Annotated in this window: 9 protein-coding genes, 11 tRNA genes and 3 rRNA genes; all 23 read right to left on the reverse strand. The window is 43.4% G+C overall.

What is annotated here, in order from left to right:
* Nucleotides 1-27: 27 nt before the first annotated feature.
* The 23 genes from ispF to AA0X71_RS24160 all read right to left on the reverse strand — a co-directional run bounded on the left by ispF (nucleotide 28) and on the right by AA0X71_RS24160 (nucleotide 18,169).
* Complete coding sequence (ispF, locus tag AA0X71_RS24050; RefSeq protein ID WP_413357858.1) at nucleotides 28-507, reverse strand: 2-C-methyl-D-erythritol 2,4-cyclodiphosphate synthase; 480 nt, start codon at nucleotides 505-507, stop codon at nucleotides 28-30.
* A gap of 54 nt (nucleotides 508-561) precedes the next feature.
* Entirely contained in the window at nucleotides 562-1,248 is a 687-nt protein-coding gene (ispD, locus tag AA0X71_RS24055) for a 2-C-methyl-D-erythritol 4-phosphate cytidylyltransferase (RefSeq protein ID WP_413357860.1), read from the reverse strand.
* 108 nt (nucleotides 1,249-1,356) lie between these two features.
* Entirely contained in the window at nucleotides 1,357-2,439 is a 1,083-nt protein-coding gene (locus AA0X71_RS24060; protein WP_019157059.1) for a PIN/TRAM domain-containing protein, read from the reverse strand.
* Between the two features lie 377 nt (nucleotides 2,440-2,816).
* Nucleotides 2,817-3,890: a DNA integrity scanning diadenylate cyclase DisA gene (gene disA / locus AA0X71_RS24065; RefSeq protein ID WP_413357862.1), complete on the reverse strand. Its 1,074-nt coding sequence runs from the start codon at nucleotides 3,888-3,890 to the stop codon at nucleotides 2,817-2,819.
* A gap of 277 nt (nucleotides 3,891-4,167) precedes the next feature.
* On the reverse strand, nucleotides 4,168-5,553 hold the full coding sequence (radA, locus tag AA0X71_RS24070; RefSeq protein ID WP_413357864.1) for a DNA repair protein RadA: 1,386 nt from the start codon (nucleotides 5,551-5,553) through the stop codon (nucleotides 4,168-4,170).
* Nucleotides 5,554-5,661: 108 nt separating this feature from the next.
* A complete protein-coding gene (gene clpC / locus AA0X71_RS24075) occupies nucleotides 5,662-8,100 on the reverse strand; it encodes an ATP-dependent protease ATP-binding subunit ClpC (protein ID WP_413357866.1) in 2,439 nt (812 codons plus the stop codon).
* 47 nt (nucleotides 8,101-8,147) lie between these two features.
* Nucleotides 8,148-9,212, reverse strand: a complete 1,065-nt coding sequence (locus tag AA0X71_RS24080) for a protein arginine kinase (protein ID WP_413357868.1) — start codon at nucleotides 9,210-9,212, stop codon at nucleotides 8,148-8,150.
* A 1-nt stretch (nucleotide 9,213) separates the two neighbouring features.
* On the reverse strand, nucleotides 9,214-9,759 hold the full coding sequence (locus tag AA0X71_RS24085; RefSeq protein WP_413357870.1) for a UvrB/UvrC motif-containing protein: 546 nt from the start codon (nucleotides 9,757-9,759) through the stop codon (nucleotides 9,214-9,216).
* 25 nt (nucleotides 9,760-9,784) lie between these two features.
* Nucleotides 9,785-10,246 (reverse strand): CtsR family transcriptional regulator, encoded by a 462-nt coding sequence (locus AA0X71_RS24090; RefSeq protein WP_413357872.1) that lies wholly within the window; start codon nucleotides 10,244-10,246, stop codon nucleotides 9,785-9,787.
* Nucleotides 10,247-11,314: 1,068 nt separating this feature from the next.
* Nucleotides 11,315-11,431 (reverse strand): 5S ribosomal RNA (rrf, locus tag AA0X71_RS24095).
* Between the two features lie 94 nt (nucleotides 11,432-11,525).
* Nucleotides 11,526-14,460 (reverse strand): 23S ribosomal RNA (locus AA0X71_RS24100).
* A 358-nt stretch (nucleotides 14,461-14,818) separates the two neighbouring features.
* Nucleotides 14,819-14,894, reverse strand: a tRNA-Ala gene (locus AA0X71_RS24105).
* 10 nt (nucleotides 14,895-14,904) lie between these two features.
* Nucleotides 14,905-14,981 (reverse strand) — tRNA-Ile (locus AA0X71_RS24110).
* A 137-nt stretch (nucleotides 14,982-15,118) separates the two neighbouring features.
* Nucleotides 15,119-16,669 (reverse strand): 16S ribosomal RNA (locus tag AA0X71_RS24115).
* Together the 16S, 23S and 5S rRNA genes with 11 tRNA genes alongside form the textbook arrangement of a ribosomal RNA operon.
* Nucleotides 16,670-17,004: 335 nt before the next feature.
* Nucleotides 17,005-17,080: transfer RNA gene (locus AA0X71_RS24120), tRNA-Ala, on the reverse strand.
* A gap of 15 nt (nucleotides 17,081-17,095) precedes the next feature.
* A tRNA-Pro gene (locus AA0X71_RS24125) sits at nucleotides 17,096-17,172 on the reverse strand.
* A gap of 89 nt (nucleotides 17,173-17,261) precedes the next feature.
* Nucleotides 17,262-17,338: transfer RNA gene (locus AA0X71_RS24130), tRNA-Arg, on the reverse strand.
* 39 nt (nucleotides 17,339-17,377) lie between these two features.
* Nucleotides 17,378-17,463 (reverse strand) — tRNA-Leu (locus AA0X71_RS24135).
* Nucleotides 17,464-17,470: 7 nt separating this feature from the next.
* Nucleotides 17,471-17,545, reverse strand: a tRNA-Gly gene (locus AA0X71_RS24140).
* 45 nt (nucleotides 17,546-17,590) lie between these two features.
* Nucleotides 17,591-17,672: transfer RNA gene (locus tag AA0X71_RS24145), tRNA-Leu, on the reverse strand.
* A gap of 66 nt (nucleotides 17,673-17,738) precedes the next feature.
* Nucleotides 17,739-17,811, reverse strand: a tRNA-Lys gene (locus AA0X71_RS24150).
* 171 nt (nucleotides 17,812-17,982) lie between these two features.
* Nucleotides 17,983-18,058 (reverse strand) — tRNA-Thr (locus tag AA0X71_RS24155).
* A gap of 35 nt (nucleotides 18,059-18,093) precedes the next feature.
* Nucleotides 18,094-18,169 (reverse strand) — tRNA-Val (locus AA0X71_RS24160).
* Between the last annotated feature and the right edge of the window lie 24 nt (nucleotides 18,170-18,193).

Raw genomic sequence — 18,193 nt, forward strand, 5'->3', positions numbered from 1 at the left:
TCGTGATACACGTTTGTACACGGAAAATTATTTCGCTTTTTGCAGCAACACAACCGCTTGAGCAGCGATGCCTTCTCCTCTACCGGTAAAACCAAGCTTCTCTGTCGTCGTGGCCTTCACATTGATCTGTCCTGGCTCACACTCTAGCAATTCTGCAATTCTTATTTTCATTGGTTCTATATAAGGTGCCATCTTCGGTTTTTGAGCAATTATCGTACAGTCTGCATTCACGAGCTCATAGCCCTTTTCTTTAATGATCTGCCAAATATGAATAAGAAGTTTGGCCGAATCTGCATCCTTAAAGTCTGGGTCTGTATCAGGAAAGTGCTTTCCGATATCCCCTTCTCCAATTGCTCCTAAACAGGCATCTGTAATCGTATGTAAAAGCACATCTGCGTCTGAATGTCCAAGAAGCCCTTTTTCATAAGGGATCTCGATACCACCCATAATTAAAGGTCGACCCTCTGTTAACTGATGTACATCAAAGCCTTGTCCGATTCGAAACATCCTTTATCACCTTTCATCCATCGTTTTCATCTAATAGTACCCATTTTTTAGCGGTTACTGTCGCCCTGCCTTTTTTAGAATCGCTTCAGCAAAATATAAATCTTCCTTTGTTGTCAGCTTTATATTATCATAACTTCCTTCAACAATCTTTACTGGGAAAGGCAATCTTTCCACTAAACTTGCTTCATCTGTTCCGAGAAAATTCGTTTCAAGAGCATACTGATGGGCCTTTTTTAGAATAGACATACGAAAAGCTTGTGGGGTTTGAATCGCCCACAAGCTAGATCTATCTACAGTCTCTACCACTTCGTTCTGTTGAACTCGCTTGATTGTATCCTTCACAGGAACTGCGACAACAGCAGATCCGCGCTCAGATGCCACGGTCACCAATTGATGTATGAGCGGAATGTCTATAAAAGGTCTTGCCCCATCATGCACTAGCACGACTCCTTCAGTCGTTGTCGCCTCTAGTCCATTATAGACACTATGTTGACGCTCTTTCCCACCATAAACTAAAGCGGTTACCTTACGAATACCGTATTCGCTTAACAATCTATTGAACGAGTCTTCATCTTGTGGAGCTATCGCTAAGATTATGCCATCGCATTGTTCATCTTCTTCAAACACCCGTAAAGTATGAATAAAAACAGGGACCTCATTTAGTTCCAATAAAAGCTTGTTCTTCCCTGCTCCCATTCTTTTCCCTTGACCGGCTGCAGGAATGATGACTTCATAAGCCATAATGAACTCCAATCCAGCTCCAAAAAGGAGCCTTACAATAAAATCATTCTAAAGGGGCATCATAGGATGACGATTTGATCATCCTATCAAAGCCCCTATTTATTATCATTATAATGCTTTTTCTAATAATTTAGGCTTGGCAAAAATCATTCGTCCAGCAGATGTCTGCAATACGCTTGTCACCAATACCTCAATATGCTTGCCGATGTAATCGCGGCCACCTTCAACAACGATCATGGTTCCATCATCTAAATATGCAATTCCTTGATTTTGTTCTTTCCCATCTTTAATGACTTGAACATTCATCTCTTCACCAGGTAGAACAACTGGTTTTACCGCATTGGCAAGATCATTAATATTTAGGACAGAAACCTTTTGTAACTCACATACTTTATTTAAGTTGAAATCATTCGTTACAACAACACCGTTTGTGAGCTTAGCCAGCTTCACGAGCTTACTATCTACTTCTTGAACGTCTTCGAAATCACCTTCGTAAATTTCCACATTCATCGAAAGCTCTTTTTGAATCCGATTTAAGATATCGAGTCCTCTACGACCTCGATTTCTTTTTAGCACATCAGAAGAATCTGCAATATGCTGTAATTCACCTAGCACAAATTGGGGGATCACAATTGTCCCTTCAAGAAATCCAGTTTGGCAAATATCTGCAATTCTTCCATCTATGATCACACTTGTATCCAATATTTTGAGGACGTTTTTATCCGTAGCTTCTACCTCTTCTTCCACAGGCTTCTTCTTGCTTCGAGTTAACAACGCCATTAACTCATCACGTTTTTTGTAACCTACTTGGAAACCTAAATAACCAAATAATAATGTGATCAAAATAGGCGCAACCGTGTTTACGATTGGAACTTCTATCATATTCAGGGCAAACCCTACTAAAAATGCAATGACAAGACCAAAGCCTAAACCAATGCTAACAGCGAGGATATCTGTGATAGGAGCCTTAACTAAAGATTCCTCAACCCATTTCACAAAATCAACTATATAATCAACCGCCCAAAAAGTAATAAAATAAAATATAATAGCACCAACCACTGCGGTTACGTAAGGATTGTTAATGACCGCAATATCACCAATACTCACTAAGTTTAATAAATCACCGATAAAAAAAATCCCAAGCGTTCCACCTGTAATAAGGAAGCAAGCTTGAATTATTCGCTTTAACATTCCTTCACCTCCTTTATACATTATAAACAAATTCCATAAATTGAAACCTAATATTACAGAGATTTTTAACTTTGTTAACAGAGTGCAATGCGTTTGTTATGTTAGCAAAATATGCATCTCTTTTAAATTAAAATCGTACACCATAAGCGTAGCACCCTCGAAAAAAAGTGTCAAATGAGATGATTCGTCAAATTTGGGTAAAATAGACAAAAAACGAATAATTTTTTTATAAATAATCAAAATCATTCGTTTTTTAGCGGATAAAAAGGGATTAATTACCTAATTTCGTTCGTTTTACACCGCCGAACACTCTTTTAGTCCTAACTATAAAGAACTAATTATTCTAGCATACGAACTTAATGAATTCAATAAAATTTTCAAATTTGCCGATCCGCAAACAACTGCTCTTTAATGAGCTTTAATCCTTCTTTTATCTTTCTTGCCCTAACTTCTCCAATCCCCTCCACTTCATCCAGTTCTTCAACTGTAGCCGCTACGATATGACGTAGCTCTTTAAACCGCTCTACTAGATTATCAATGATAATAGGTGGTAATCGGGTAATTTTATTGAGTATTCGATAGCCTCGCGGACTTCTAAATTCATCAATATGGACATAGCCATGGAAGCCAAGTAGCTTCAGAATTGCTGTATCTTCAAGCATTTCTTCATGAGCTAACTCCTGCAGTCTACAGAGAATGTCTTGCGGTTCTATTTCCTCGGTGGCCGCATAGTCCTTAACGATTAAGGCCGCTTCTCTTTCGATATCTGTCAAAAGCTCATTCATCTGTAACCGGATTAACCTTCCCTCAGTTCCAAGTTCACTTAAATAAGCTAATAATTCATTTTTAATTCTTAGTACCATCTCAAAACGATGAATGACTTTGATCATGTCACTGTAAGTCACAATCTCTTCAAATTCGAGTACACCTAAATTGGATATACTTTGCTCCAAAACAACTTTATATTTTTCCAACGTTTGTAAAGCTTGATTTGCTTTTGTTAAAATGAAGCCAATTTCTCTTAACGCGTAACGAAGATTTCCTTGGTATAAGGTAATCACATTTCTTCTTTGTGAAATGGCAATGACTAATGCTTTAGTTTGTTTCGCCACCCGTTCCGCTGTTCGATGACGCATACCTGTTTCAGTAGTAGGAATACTTGAGTCTGGGGCAAGCTGAGCATTCGCGTTTAATATCTGATCCCCACTTTCATTCAAAATAATTGCCCCATCCATTTTTGCTAATTCATAAAGAAAACTAGGTGAAAAGGGACAATTGATTTGAAAGCCTCCATCGACAATATGCTTTATTTTTTCTGAAGAGCCAAAAACGATGAGCCCTCCTGTATTTGCCCGCAACACATTATCGATCCCTTCTCGAATGGGAGTTCCTGGAGCAATTAATTGTAATATTTCCGAAACGGGTGTCTCGCCCAGCTTTTTATTTTCCAAATTTCGCCCCTCCTTCACGCTGCAATTCCATTCTTGTTGTACAGGTTTATTACTTTACAGGGAACCTTTCCTCTTTAACAGAATATGGCTTCACAAGGGAAATATTCAAATTCCCCTTGTACTTTCTTGTATAGATGAGGGAAAAACGAAAAAATGCCCCTTTCGTTGAAAGGGACAAATTTTTGCAAAGGTTACGTACGATATGTTCTTTATAATTAGGGTGATTTTCGCTCCGGGGAGGCTTGCGATGAGACAACCGGCTAACACCATCTGCTTTTTAAAATGGTGTTGAATTAAATACTTTATCGATTACTGCAGCTAATGTGTTGCATGTGATGACTTCGATGTCTTTGAAAGCATGCTGGTTTCGTAAGGCGTTTCTAGCAATATACACTTTTTTATATCCCATTCTTTCGATTTCTCGAATACGAGCCTCTAAAGTGGGAACTTTCTTTAATTCCCCTGTTAAGCCAATATCAGCAATGAACACGATATCGTTGGGGATTCCTTTTCCTTTATAAGAGGAGACGATGCTCATGAGGACAGCTAGGTTGCTGGACGTTTCCTTTAACCTTATGCCTCCAGTAGTTTTAATGACGACATTTTGAGTCAACATCTGCAAGCCTGCACGTTGTTCCAATATCGCTGTGAGCGTATTGATCTGATCCTTACGCATACACTCCCCAATTCGAGATGGATACGGAGTAAAGGTCGGAGATACTAAACTCTCCACTTCTACAATAATCGGTCTTGTCCCTTCTTTAATGACCGTTAATGCACTGCCGCTTACAATTTCGTTTCTTTGCGTAATGAAAAACTCAGAAGGGTTATCAATCGCTCTTAGACCATCCTCCTCCATCGAGAAAAAGCCCATTTCCCCCGTGCTTCCATAACGATTTTTACTTGCTGAAAGCTGCTTTAATTCTTCCCCTTCTTCCCCATCCAAGACTAGAACTGTATCGACCAAATGTTCCAATGCACGTAAGCCAGCTAACTCATTATCCTTTGTCATTTGTCCGACCATCATAACCGCTCTTGGCCGCTCGGAACTTTTCGCCACCTTCAGCATCGCATTGGCACATTCCATCGTTTGCGTCGGGCTTCCAGGTCTTGAAGGGTACTCCTCTAATACAAAGGTTTGAATACTATCAATAATAACAACGTCTGCATCTACCGCTTCAATGATGCCTAGAACATTATTCATACTGGTGTCAGAATGAATCCATATATTTTCATGAATACTTGGCAAAATCCGTTCAGCACGATTTTTGATTTGGCTCTCGCTTTCCTCTCCTGATGCGTAAAGGATTTTATACCCTTTTGAAGCAAGATCCTGACTTACCTGTAAAAGTAGCGTGGATTTCCCCGCACCAGGAACAGCCGTAATGATCGATAAGGAATCCTTGACAATTCCACCGCCCATTACCCGATTAAATTCGGAGATAGACGTCACCAATCGATCGCTTTTAGAAGAGTTCGTATCTAATAATCTCTTAACGGCCACATTTGTTTTCGCTACCCTTGGCTTCGTTTGTTTCGATTCCCCGCCACTTGTTTCTTCCTTAAGAGTTCCTCGTTCGCCACAGCCATTGCAAAAACCTTGCCATTTCGGGTGCTGTGTTTCACAACTTGAACATATATACACTGTTTTTACTTTTTTCAACCTGATCATCCTCATCCGTAGTTCTTTCCTCTACCATAATATAAAATGATTGAAAAAGAAATGAGGTATCCGCATGGAAAATGCGAATACCTCGTTTCTATCATCTCTTTATTTATTAAGCTGGGGTGTGCCAGATTTCACTTTGAATTCTCCATTTTCTACATCAATGATAACGGCTTGCCCTGTTAACACCGTACCCTTTAGTAGCTCCTCAGATAGGCGATCCTCAATATGCTTTTGAATCGCTCTTCTTATTGGACGAGCTCCGTATTCTGGATCATAGCCCTCTTCTGCAATCTTCTCAATCGCAGCGCCCGTTAATTGCAACTTAATATCTTGTTCATTCAGACGTTTAATTAATTGGTCAGACATTAAGTTTACAATGTTTGACAGATGCTTCTTCTCTAATGCATGGAAGACAATGATTTCATCAATACGGTTAAGGAACTCTGGACGGAATGCTCTTTTCAGCTCTTCCATCACTTTCCCTTTCATATCCTTGTAATTTTGCTCACCATCTTGAAGGTTAAAGCCGACATATTTATTACGTTTCAGCGATTCTGCGCCGACATTTGACGTCATGATCAGGACAGTATTACGGAAGTCGACTGTTCTGCCTTTTGAGTCTGTCAAACGACCATCCTCAAGTACTTGAAGCAAGATGTTAAATACATCTGGATGTGCCTTTTCAATTTCATCAAGTAGGATAACGGAATATGGCTTTCTACGAACCTTTTCTGTTAATTGTCCACCTTCATCATATCCAACATAGCCTGGAGGAGAACCAACAAGTCGTGAAGTGGAGTGTTTCTCCATATATTCAGACATATCCACTCGAATCATCGCATCTTCGTCACCGAACATTGCTTCAGCTAATGCACGAGCAAGCTCTGTTTTCCCGACCCCAGTTGGGCCTAAGAAAATAAATGAACCAATCGGTCTCTTCGGATCTTTTAGGCCAGCGCGAGCTCGACGTACAGCTTTCGAAATAGCATTAACTGCTTCTTCTTGACCAATAACACGGGAATGAAGAATTTCTTCAAGGTTTAAAAGCTTTTGTGTTTCTGTTTGGGCTAGCTTTGATACCGGGATACCGGTCCAGCTCGAAACCACACTTGCGATATCTTCCACGGTTACTTCTGTGTTCTCTTTTCCTTGCTTTTCTTTCCATGTTTTCTTTGTTTCTTCTAATTGTTCGCGTAAACGCTGTTCAGAGTCTCTGAGAGAAGCAGCCTTTTCAAACTCTTGGCTTTGAACCGCAGCGTCCTTCTCTTTTCGAACTTCCTCCAGCTTCACCTCAAGCTCTTTTAAATTAGGAGGTGTTGTATATGAACGAAGTCTTACCTTTGAGCCTGCTTCATCAATTAAATCGATCGCCTTATCTGGTAAGAACCGATCGGAAATATATCGGTCTGATAACTTAACGGCTGCTTCAATCGCTTCATCTGTAATCGATACGCGATGATGGGCTTCATAACGATCACGCAAGCCTTTTAGAATTTGCACGGACTCTTCAGATGTTGGCTCATCAACGGTGATCGGTTGGAAACGACGCTCTAACGCAGCATCCTTTTCAATATACTTCCTATATTCATCTAATGTAGTCGCTCCAATACATTGAAGCTCTCCACGGGCTAATGATGGTTTTAAAATATTCGACGCATCAATCGCTCCTTCTGCTCCACCTGCACCAATTAAGGTATGAAGCTCGTCAATGAATAAAATGATATTTCCAGCCTGACGAATCTCATCCATGACCTTTTTCAAACGGTCCTCAAATTCACCGCGATACTTCGTTCCGGCAACTACTGTCCCCATATCTAACGTCATAACCCTTTTATCACGTAAAATTTCAGGAACCTCATTATTGACGATTTGTTGTGCAAGACCTTCTGCGATCGCTGTCTTACCAACCCCAGGTTCCCCGATTAAAACAGGATTATTCTTTGTACGACGGCTTAACACTTCAATGACACGTTGAATTTCTTTGCTACGACCAATAACCGGATCCAGACTTCCTTCACGGGCAATCGCTGTTAAATCACGGGCTAAACTATCCAACGTTGGTGTATTAGCACTTGCTGCAGAGCCTCCTTGATGTCCCGCAGATTCGTTGCTTCCCAATAATTGAAGGACCTGTTGACGGGCCTTATTTAAGCTGACACCTAGATTATTTAATACTCGTGCCGCAACACCTTCTCCCTCACGAATCAGACCAAGAAGAATATGCTCTGTTCCAACATAAGAATGACCAAGTTTCCGTGCTTCATCCATTGATAGCTCGATGACTTTTTTCGCTCTAGGCGTGTAATGAGGAGTCTGTGAAGCATCCTGACCTCTACCGATTAAGTTCTCTACTTCTTCTTGAATTTTGTCAGAGCCTAGCCCTAATGCATAAAGTGCTTTCGCAGCTATCCCTTCACCTTCGCGGACAAGACCTAGCAATACATGCTCTGTTCCAATATTATTATGACCTAAACGATTTGCTTCCTCTTGCGCTAAAGCCAATACTTTTTGAGCTCTTTCTGTAAACCGTCCAAACATCATCGTCTATATCCTCCCTACCAAATTAGGTTTATCAAGCTTTTTTAAGTTTAATGTTCCATATTTAGTCTTTCTCTTATTAATGAAGCACGTCTTACATCCCGTTCATCCGGTCTTAAGGGGCCACCAGCATATTGCTGTAAAAATCCTGGCTGAGTGAGAATCATCAGCTCATTCAAAATATTTTTAGAAATATTTTTTATATATCCCATATCAATCCCTAAACGGACGTCTGATAAACAGTTTGCTGCTTCTTTACTTTCGATGACTCGACAATTAGACAACACTCCATAGGATCGAAAAACTTTGTCTTCTAATTGTATGTTTGAAGTTTTTGCTAATGCTTCTCGAGCTGATCTTTCCTCGGAAATTAACTGCGCTACCACACCCTGAAGATCTTCTACGATGTCCTCTTCTGATTTTCCTAATGTGATTTGATTCGATATTTGAAAAATATTCCCCAACGCTTCGCTACCTTCTCCATATATCCCTCTTACCACTAATCCCAACTGATTGATTGCCGGTATAATCCGATTTAATTGGTGGGTGAGTACGAGACCTGGCAAATGCATCATAACGGACGCTCTCATTCCCGTCCCTACATTGGTTGGACAGCTTGTTAAATAGCCAATCTGTTCATCATATGCATAATCTACTTGCTTCTCGATATGATCATCAATTTCATTCGCCACTTTCAAAGCTTCTGAAATTTGCAGGCCTGGAAACAAGCACTGAATCCGAATATGGTCTTCTTCATTTACCATAATACTTACTTCTTCATTTTCTGAAAGAATGCAAGCACCTAAAACCGCATTTTTTTCAAGATACGGGCTTATTAAATGTTTTTCTACTAACACTCTTTTTTGCAACGGCTGCAGGTCATCCATCACTAGGAGTTCTAAAGTTCCGATAGAGGAAAAAGGATGTCCGCTTACACTGTTGTAAACAGCATCAATCACTTGCTGTCCTTCTTCACTTGTGAACACCGTTGGAAACTTATAATCCTTGAAATTCCTTGCCAACCGTATTCGAGAACTTAGTACAATGTCAGAATCGGGACCTTCCGAACTCATCCATGAGCTAACAGCTTGGTTTAAGAACCTCTCCAATGACATGTCAATTTCCTCCCTCATTACTACGTTCTAATTGTTTTTCTAATGAACGTATTTGATCCCGAATTTCTGCTGCCTTTTCAAATTCTTCACGAGAGACAAGTTCTTGGATCGTCTGTTTCAGATTTTCTATATTTTTGCGAACATGGAGACTTCCCCCTATTCGCCTTGGTATTTTCCCATTATGGGCCCAATTTCCACTATGCAAACGTCTAATAATTGGATTTAATTGCCCTTTAAAAGTTTCATAGCAATTCGAACAACCAAATCGACCTATTTTGACAAATTGCTCATATGTCATAGAGCATTCTTCACACTGTAAACTTTCCTCTTTATAAAGGGGAGCTTGCTTTGCTGGTTGAAAATTGTTTTGTAGATTGAACAATCCAGCTAATAAATTGTTTATAGAAAATCCCCCTGTGTTTACGATAAAAGCCTCTCCTTTTTCCTGAGCACACTTTTCACATAAATGTAGAACTGTTTTTTCACCATTATTAACTTGTGTAAAATGCAAAGTTGCTTCTCTTTCATGACACTCCTGACACTTCATTGTCCTATCACCCCTTATACTCTCTTTATTTATATTTAAGAGTAGTGAGCATTGCTTTTATCATTCTTGAACGAAGCTCATCTCTGTATGGCAAATCAATATATAGCACTGAGCGATCAATGACACTTAACATGATCTTTGCTTCTCTCTTTGAAATAACCTCTTCTTCGACAAGTCGATATATCACATTTTCCGCACTATTTTGCGATATACGATTTTGAATAATCGATAATAGTTGGTCAATAAGGTCAGCATGATCATAAGATTGTACCCTCATGATCCGGATATAACCTCCACCACCTCTTTTACTTTCAACAATATAACCTTTTTCAATCGTAAATCGCGTATTGATCACATAGTTGATTTGAGATGGGACACATTGAAATTTGTCAGCAATTTCACTTCTCTTAATTTCAACAATCTCTTTTTCGCTCATTTCCAATACTTGTTTTAAGTAATGTTCAATGACGTCGGAGATATTCCTCAAAAGACCCCCTCCTATCTGACTTTGACTATATTTGACTTTAATTATACATGAAGAAGACGTCAATTTGCAACGAAGGAATCTTGACGATTGATCTGGTCACTCAGCAAGTGACGATCGGGTTGTTATATATGAATTTTGTAGGTTGTTCTAGTAATGATTCACCTTACTAATTTCCCCACATTTTTCTGTTTTCAAACGATTATTGAAGATTTAGAAAGATCAAAAGGACCGAATATTTCCGTATAAGTATCCTTTTTAACGGATTGGTATCGCAGTAGTATGAACTCTTTTTCAATTTATTAACGTCTCGATTCTTACCTCACGCGAACCCTCGCCAAAGACTGCTTTTTTTATGAGGTTGCATCAATCTTAGCTCTTAAACCTCTTATTATCATTCCTATGCAACTGCTGAAATCTTGCCTCTTTGATGGACCCTCTTATGAGGACAATCTTTCTTGGTTTTCGACTGACTTTGTCCTCATGAACCCTCTATGAGGACAATCTTTTCTCGTTTTCGACTGACTTTGTCCTCATGAACCCCTTATGAGGACAATCTTTCTTGCATTTCGCCTGACTTTGTCCTCATGAACCCTCTATGAGGACAATCTTTCTTGGATTTTGCCTGACTTTGTCCTCATGAACCCCTTATGAGGACAATCTTTTCTCGTTTTCGACTGACTTTGTCCTCATGAACACTTCATGAGACATACTTTCCTTACGAAACTACCCTTATCTTGTTTCATGGACCCCTCATGTGACATACTTTTCCTCTAAAACCACTCTTTTCTTGTTTCATGAACCCCTCATGTGACATACTTTTCCTTTAAAACTACTCTTTTCTTGTTTCATGAACCCTTCATGAGACATACTTTTCCTTTAAAACTACTCTTTTCTTGTTTCATGAACCCTTCATGTAACATACTTCCCTTACGAAACTACCCTTATCTTGTTTCGTGAACCCTTCTTGTGACACACTTTCCTTGCGAAATTACGCATTTCTTGCTCCATGAGCTCCTAATAAAAGACAGATCAAAAAAAGAGTACCCCTATTGGATACTCTTTCGCTTTGCCCGGCAACGTCCTACTCTCACAAGGGGACAGCCCCTAACTACCATCGGCGCTGAGAAGCTTAACTTCCGTGTTCGGTATGGGAACGGGTGTGACCTTCTCGCTATCGCCACCGGACTATTTGATTGAAGTGACCTCTTTTGCTTGCACAAAAAGGATTATACCTTCAAAACTAGATAATGAATGAAGAAGAGAAAACCGAATAATCGATTTGGTTAAGTCCTCGAACGATTAGTATCAGTCAGCTCCACGTGTCACCACGCTTCCACCTCTGACCTATCAACCTGATCATCTTTCAGGGTTCTTACTAGCTTACGCTATGGGAAATCTCATCTTGAGGGGGGCTTCATGCTTAGATGCTTTCAGCACTTATCCCTTCCGCACATAGCTACCCAGCGATGCTCTTGGCAGAACAACTGGTACACCAGCGGTGCGTCCATCCCGGTCCTCTCGTACTAAGGACAGCTCCTCTCAAATTTCCTACGCCCACGACGGATAGGGACCGAACTGTCTCACGACGTTCTGAACCCAGCTCGCGTACCGCTTTAATGGGCGAACAGCCCAACCCTTGGGACCGACTACAGCCCCAGGATGCGATGAGCCGACATCGAGGTGCCAAACCTCCCCGTCGATGTGGACTCTTGGGGGAGATAAGCCTGTTATCCCCGGGGTAGCTTTTATCCGTTGAGCGATGGCCCTTCCATGCGGAACCACCGGATCACTAAGCCCGACTTTCGTCCCTGCTCGACTTGTAGGTCTCGCAGTCAAGCTCCCTTGTGCCTTTACACTCTACGAATGATTTCCAACCATTCTGAGGGAACCTTTGGGCGCCTCCGTTACTCTTTAGGAGGCGACCGCCCCAGTCAAACTGCCCACCTGACACTGTCTCCCACCTCGATTAGAGGTGCGGGTTAGAATGTCAATACAGCCAGAGTAGTATCCCACCGACGCCTCCACCGAAGCTAGCGCTCCGGCTTCTCAGGCTCCTACCTATCCTGTACAAGCTGTACCAAAATTCAATATCAGGCTACAGTAAAGCTCCACGGGGTCTTTCCGTCCTGTCGCGGGTAACCTGCATCTTCACAGGTACTATAATTTCACCGAGTCTCTCGTTGAGACAGTGCCCAGATCGTTACGCCTTTCGTGCGGGTCGGAACTTACCCGACAAGGAATTTCGCTACCTTAGGACCGTTATAGTTACGGCCGCCGTTTACTGGGGCTTCAATTCAGAGCTTCGCGTAAGCTAACCCCTCCTCTTAACCTTCCAGCACCGGGCAGGCGTCAGCCCCTATACTTCGCCTTGCGGCTTCGCAGAGACCTGTGTTTTTGCTAAACAGTCGCCTGGGCCTATTCACTGCGGCTTTTCAGGGCTATTCACCCTAAAAAGCACCCCTTCTCCCGAAGTTACGGGGTCATTTTGCCGAGTTCCTTAACGAGAGTTCTCTCGCTCACCTTAGGATTCTCTCCTCGCCTACCTGTGTCGGTTTGCGGTACGGGCACCTGTTTTCTCACTAGAGGCTTTTCTTGGCAGTGTGGAATCAGGAACTTCGGTACTCTATTTCCCTCGCTATCACAGCTCAGCCTTTGCGGTAAACGGATTTTCCTGTTTACCAGCCTAACTGCTTAGACGCACATATCCAGCAGTGCGCTTACCCTATCCTCCTGCGTCCCCCCATCGCTCAAACAAAAACGAGGTGGTACAGGAATATCAACCTGTTGTCCATCGCCTACGCCTTTCGGCCTCGGCTTAGGTCCCGACTAACCCTGAGCGGACGAGCCTTCCTCAGGAAACCTTAGGCATTCGGTGGATGGGATTCTCACCCATCTTTCGCTACTCATACCGGCATTCTCACTTCTAAGCGCTCCACCAGTCCTTCCGGTCTAGCTTCAACGCCCTTAGAACGCTCTCCTACCGCGTACACCAACGGTGTACACCCACAGCTTCGGTGATACGTTTAGCCCCGGTACATTTTCGGCGCGGGGTCACTCGACCAGTGAGCTATTACGCACTCTTTAAATGGTGGCTGCTTCTAAGCCAACATCCTGGTTGTCTAAGCAACCCCACATCCTTTTCCACTTAACGTATACTTTGGGACCTTAGCTGGTGGTCTGGGCTGTTTCCCTTTTGACTACGGATCTTATCACTCGCAGTCTGACTCCCACGCTTAAGTACTTGGCATTCGGAGTTTGTCTGAATTCGGTAACCCGATGAGGGCCCCTAGTCCAAACAGTGCTCTACCTCCAAGACTCGTTTTTCGTGAGGCTAGCCCTAAAGCTATTTCGGAGAGAACCAGCTATCTCCAAGTTCGATTGGAATTTCTCCGCTACCCACACCTCATCCCCGCACTTTTCAACGTGCGTGGGTTCGGTCCTCCATTCAGTGTTACCTGAACTTCAACCTGGACATGGGTAGATCACCTGGTTTCGGGTCTACGACTACATACTAAAACGCCCTACTTAAGACTCGCTTTCGCTGCGGCTCCGTCTTCTCAACTTAACCTTGCATGCAATCGTAACTCGCCGGTTCATTCTACAAAAGGCACGCTATCACCCGTTAAAGGGCTCTAACTACTTGTAGGCACACGGTTTCAGGATCTCTTTCACTCCCCTTCCGGGGTGCTTTTCACCTTTCCCTCACGGTACTGGTTCACTATCGGTCACTAGGGAGTATTTAGCCTTGGGAGATGGTCCTCCCAGCTTCCGACGGGATTTCTCGTGTCCCGCCGTACTCAGGATCCACTCAAGAGGGAACGAAGTTTCAACTACAGGGTTGTTACCTTCTTTGACCAGCCTTTCCAGACTTGTTCGTTTACTTCGTTCCTTTGTAACTCCGTATAGAGTGTCCTACAACCCCAAGAGGCAAGCCTCTTGGTTTGGGCTAATCCCGTTTCGCTCGCCGCTACTCAGGGAATCGCGTTTGCTTTCTCTTCCTCCGGGTACTTAGATGTTTCAGTTCCCCGGGTCTGCCTTCATTACCCTATGTATTCAGGTAAAGATATCATCCCATTACGAATGATGGGTTTCCCCATTCGGAAATCTCCGGATCAAAGCTTACTTACAGCTCCCCGAAGCATATCGGTGTTAGTCCCGTCCTTCATCGGCTCCTAGTGCCAAGGCATCCACCGTGCGCCCTTCATAACTTAACCATGCTGCGGCTTCCGATAAGCGGCGCATCTCTGCGTCAGCTCCCTCTCTGCGCTCCTCACGTACCAACTACGTACGTTCCGGTGCTCGTTCAGTCGCTTCCTTGATCTGCTTGCTTCTCGTAACCCTCGCGGTTTTGTTTTAAAAATTTATCTCTAAACATATAGAGAGAAAACTAAAATGGCGATTACTCGGTAATTCTTGGTTCTTCTTCATTTCATTATCTAGTTTTCAAGGTACAATCATTTAATTTAAAAAATCCGCTTATAAAAGTTGAAGGAAAAACATTTTCACTTCACTTTGTTTTGCGAAAAATTAAGGAAGAATATTTTTACTTCACTACGTTACGTAAAAAATTCTTGGTGGAGCCTAGCGGGATCGAACCGCTGACCTCCTGCGTGCAAGGCAGGCGCTCTCCCAGCTGAGCTAAGGCCCCATTATAAGGATGGTGGGCCTAAATGGACTCGAACCATCGACCTCACGCTTATCAGGCGTGCGCTCTAACCAGCTGAGCTATAGGCCCATATAATGAGAATTTCATATTCAATTAGAGAGTGTTGCACTCTCAAAACTAAACAAATCATACGGCTTTTCTGACGAGTCAAAAAAGCTTCCATCAACGTTACGATTATGAGACATCTAAGTCTCCATATTCCTTAGAAAGGAGGTGATCCAGCCGCACCTTCCGATACGGCTACCTTGTTACGACTTCACCCCAATCATCTGTCCCACCTTAGGCGGCTGGCTCCTTACGGTTACCCCACCGACTTCGGGTGTTACAAACTCTCGTGGTGTGACGGGCGGTGTGTACAAGGCCCGGGAACGTATTCACCGCGGCATGCTGATCCGCGATTACTAGCGATTCCGGCTTCATGTAGGCGAGTTGCAGCCTACAATCCGAACTGAGAATGGTTTTATGGGATTCGCTCCACCTCGCGGCTTTGCTGCCCTTTGTACCATCCATTGTAGCACGTGTGTAGCCCAGGTCATAAGGGGCATGATGATTTGACGTCATCCCCACCTTCCTCCGGTTTGTCACCGGCAGTCACCTTAGAGTGCCCAACTCAATGCTGGCAACTAAGATCAAGGGTTGCGCTCGTTGCGGGACTTAACCCAACATCTCACGACACGAGCTGACGACAACCATGCACCACCTGTCACTTATGTCCCCGAAGGGAAAGCCCTATCTCTAGGGATGGCATAAGGATGTCAAGACCTGGTAAGGTTCTTCGCGTTGCTTCGAATTAAACCACATGCTCCACCGCTTGTGCGGGCCCCCGTCAATTCCTTTGAGTTTCAGCCTTGCGGCCGTACTCCCCAGGCGGAGTGCTTAATGCGTTTGCTGCAGCACTAAAGGGCGGAAACCCTCTAACACTTAGCACTCATCGTTTACGGCGTGGACTACCAGGGTATCTAATCCTGTTTGCTCCCCACGCTTTCGCGCCTCAGCGTCAGTTACAGACCAAAGAGCCGCCTTCGCCACTGGTGTTCCTCCACATCTCTACGCATTTCACCGCTACACGTGGAATTCCGCTCTTCTCTTCTGCACTCAAGTTCCCCAGTTTCCAATGACCCTCCCCGGTTGAGCCGGGGGCTTTCACATCAGACTTAAGGAACCGCCTGCGCGCGCTTTACGCCCAATAATTCCGGACAACGCTTGCCACCTACGTATTACCGCGGCTGCTGGCACGTAGTTAGCCGTGGCTTTCTGGTTAGGTACCGTCAAGGTACCGGCAGTTACTCCGGTACTTGTTCTTCCCTAACAACAGAGTTTTACGATCCGAAAACCTTCATCACTCACGCGGCGTTGCTCCGTCAGACTTTCGTCCATTGCGGAAGATTCCCTACTGCTGCCTCCCGTAGGAGTCTGGGCCGTGTCTCAGTCCCAGTGTGGCCGATCACCCTCTCAGGTCGGCTACGCATCGTGGCCTTGGTGAGCCGTTACCTCACCAACTAGCTAATGCGCCGCGGGCCCATCTATAAGTGATAGCGAGAAGCCATCTTTCAGCTTAAGAACATGAGTTCAAAAGCATTATCCGGTATTAGCTCCGGTTTCCCGAAGTTATCCCAGTCTTATAGGCAGGTTGCCCACGTGTTACTCACCCGTCCGCCGCTAATTTTCGGGAGCAAGCTCCCTCAAATTCGCTCGACTTGCATGTATTAGGCACGCCGCCAGCGTTCGTCCTGAGCCAGGATCAAACTCTCCAAAAAAGAGTAAGAATTAGCTCTTATAATTTGAAACTTTAAATAAACGTTGGCTAGTTTCGGCTCCTAACTTCTCGACCATTTCACTTCTTCTGTCAAAGTCTTTTGGACTTTTCCGCCAGAAGTTCCAATGTTTGTCGAAGCTGTACAGTCGCCTCCACTATTATTTGTTGACGTATGATTTGTTTAGTTTTCAAAGTGCAGTTATGATTTTTCACGCTAGTGAAAATATCTTTCATTAATTTTCCCGAAAGAAAATTTCTCTCAATCGCTCAGAAGCGACTTTTTAATATTAACAAAAGCTTAATGCTGTGTCAATACTTTTTCAAAAAAGTTTTTCTTGGTGGAGCCTAGCGGGATCGAACCGCTGACCTCCTGCGTGCAAGGCAGGCGCTCTCCCAGCTGAGCTAAGGCCCCATTTGTAAAGTATAGTGGTCGGGAAGACAGGATTCGAACCTGCGACCCCTTGGTCCCAAACCAAGTGCTCTACCAAGCTGAGCTACTTCCCGATTTGATATCAGAGGTCCAATAATAGATCAAACGATATTCGTTTTTAAAATATCAATCTTTCAACTGGCTTCCGATTACTAAATTATAATGGCGCGCCCGAGAGGAGTCGAACCCCTAACCTTTTGATCCGTAGTCAAACGCTCTATCCAATTGAGCTACGGGCGCAATATTTTAAGTTTTTTCTCTTAGTCAAAAAAACTATAATGCCGAGGACCGGAATCGAACCGGTACGGTAGTCACCTACCGCAGGATTTTAAGTCCTGTGCGTCTGCCAGTTCCGCCACCCCGGCTAATAATTGGAGCGGAAGACGGGATTCGAACCCGCGACCCCCACCTTGGCAAGGTGGTGTTCTACCACTGAACTACTTCCGCATCATTAAACAATCAAAAAAAAGCAGATATGCATATTAAGGAAAGTGCGGGTGAAGGGAGTCGAACCCCCACGCCTTGCGGCGCTAGATCCTAAGTCTAGTGCGTCTGCCAATTCCGCCACACCCGCATAAAAACATTTATAATGAACATAAAAATAAAAAAAGTTGTTTCCGCTTGCGCGAAAAAACTTTGATGAGCCATGAAGGACTCGAACCTTCGACCCTCTGATTAAAAGTCAGATGCTCTACCAACTGAGCTAATGGCTCTCAAATAATATGCGCTACTATTAAATTCTCTATCTTAAGATGAAAAGCATCTACGATGTCCCCATCTCAGAAAGTTAATTCAAGTAGCAGCTCGATGGGTACAACTCGTAGCAAATTCATAGATGAATCGCTCGTTGCTCTACCAACTGAGCTAATGGCTCTAAAGTAAAGTGGTGCCGGCCAGAGGACTTGAACCCCCAACCTACTGATTACAAGTCAGTTGCTCTACCAATTGAGCTAGGCCGGCATAAGAAACATTATATTCGATATGCGAAAAAATGCTGGTGGAGGATGACGGGATCGAACCGCCGACCCCCTGCTTGTAAGGCAGGTGCTCTCCCAGCTGAGCTAATCCTCCATTAGAAATACTATTTAAACAGCC

Origin of the sequence: Robertmurraya phoenicis, from assembly GCF_047302285.1 — a bacterium.
Lineage (GTDB): Bacteria > Bacillota > Bacilli > Bacillales > Cytobacillaceae > Robertmurraya.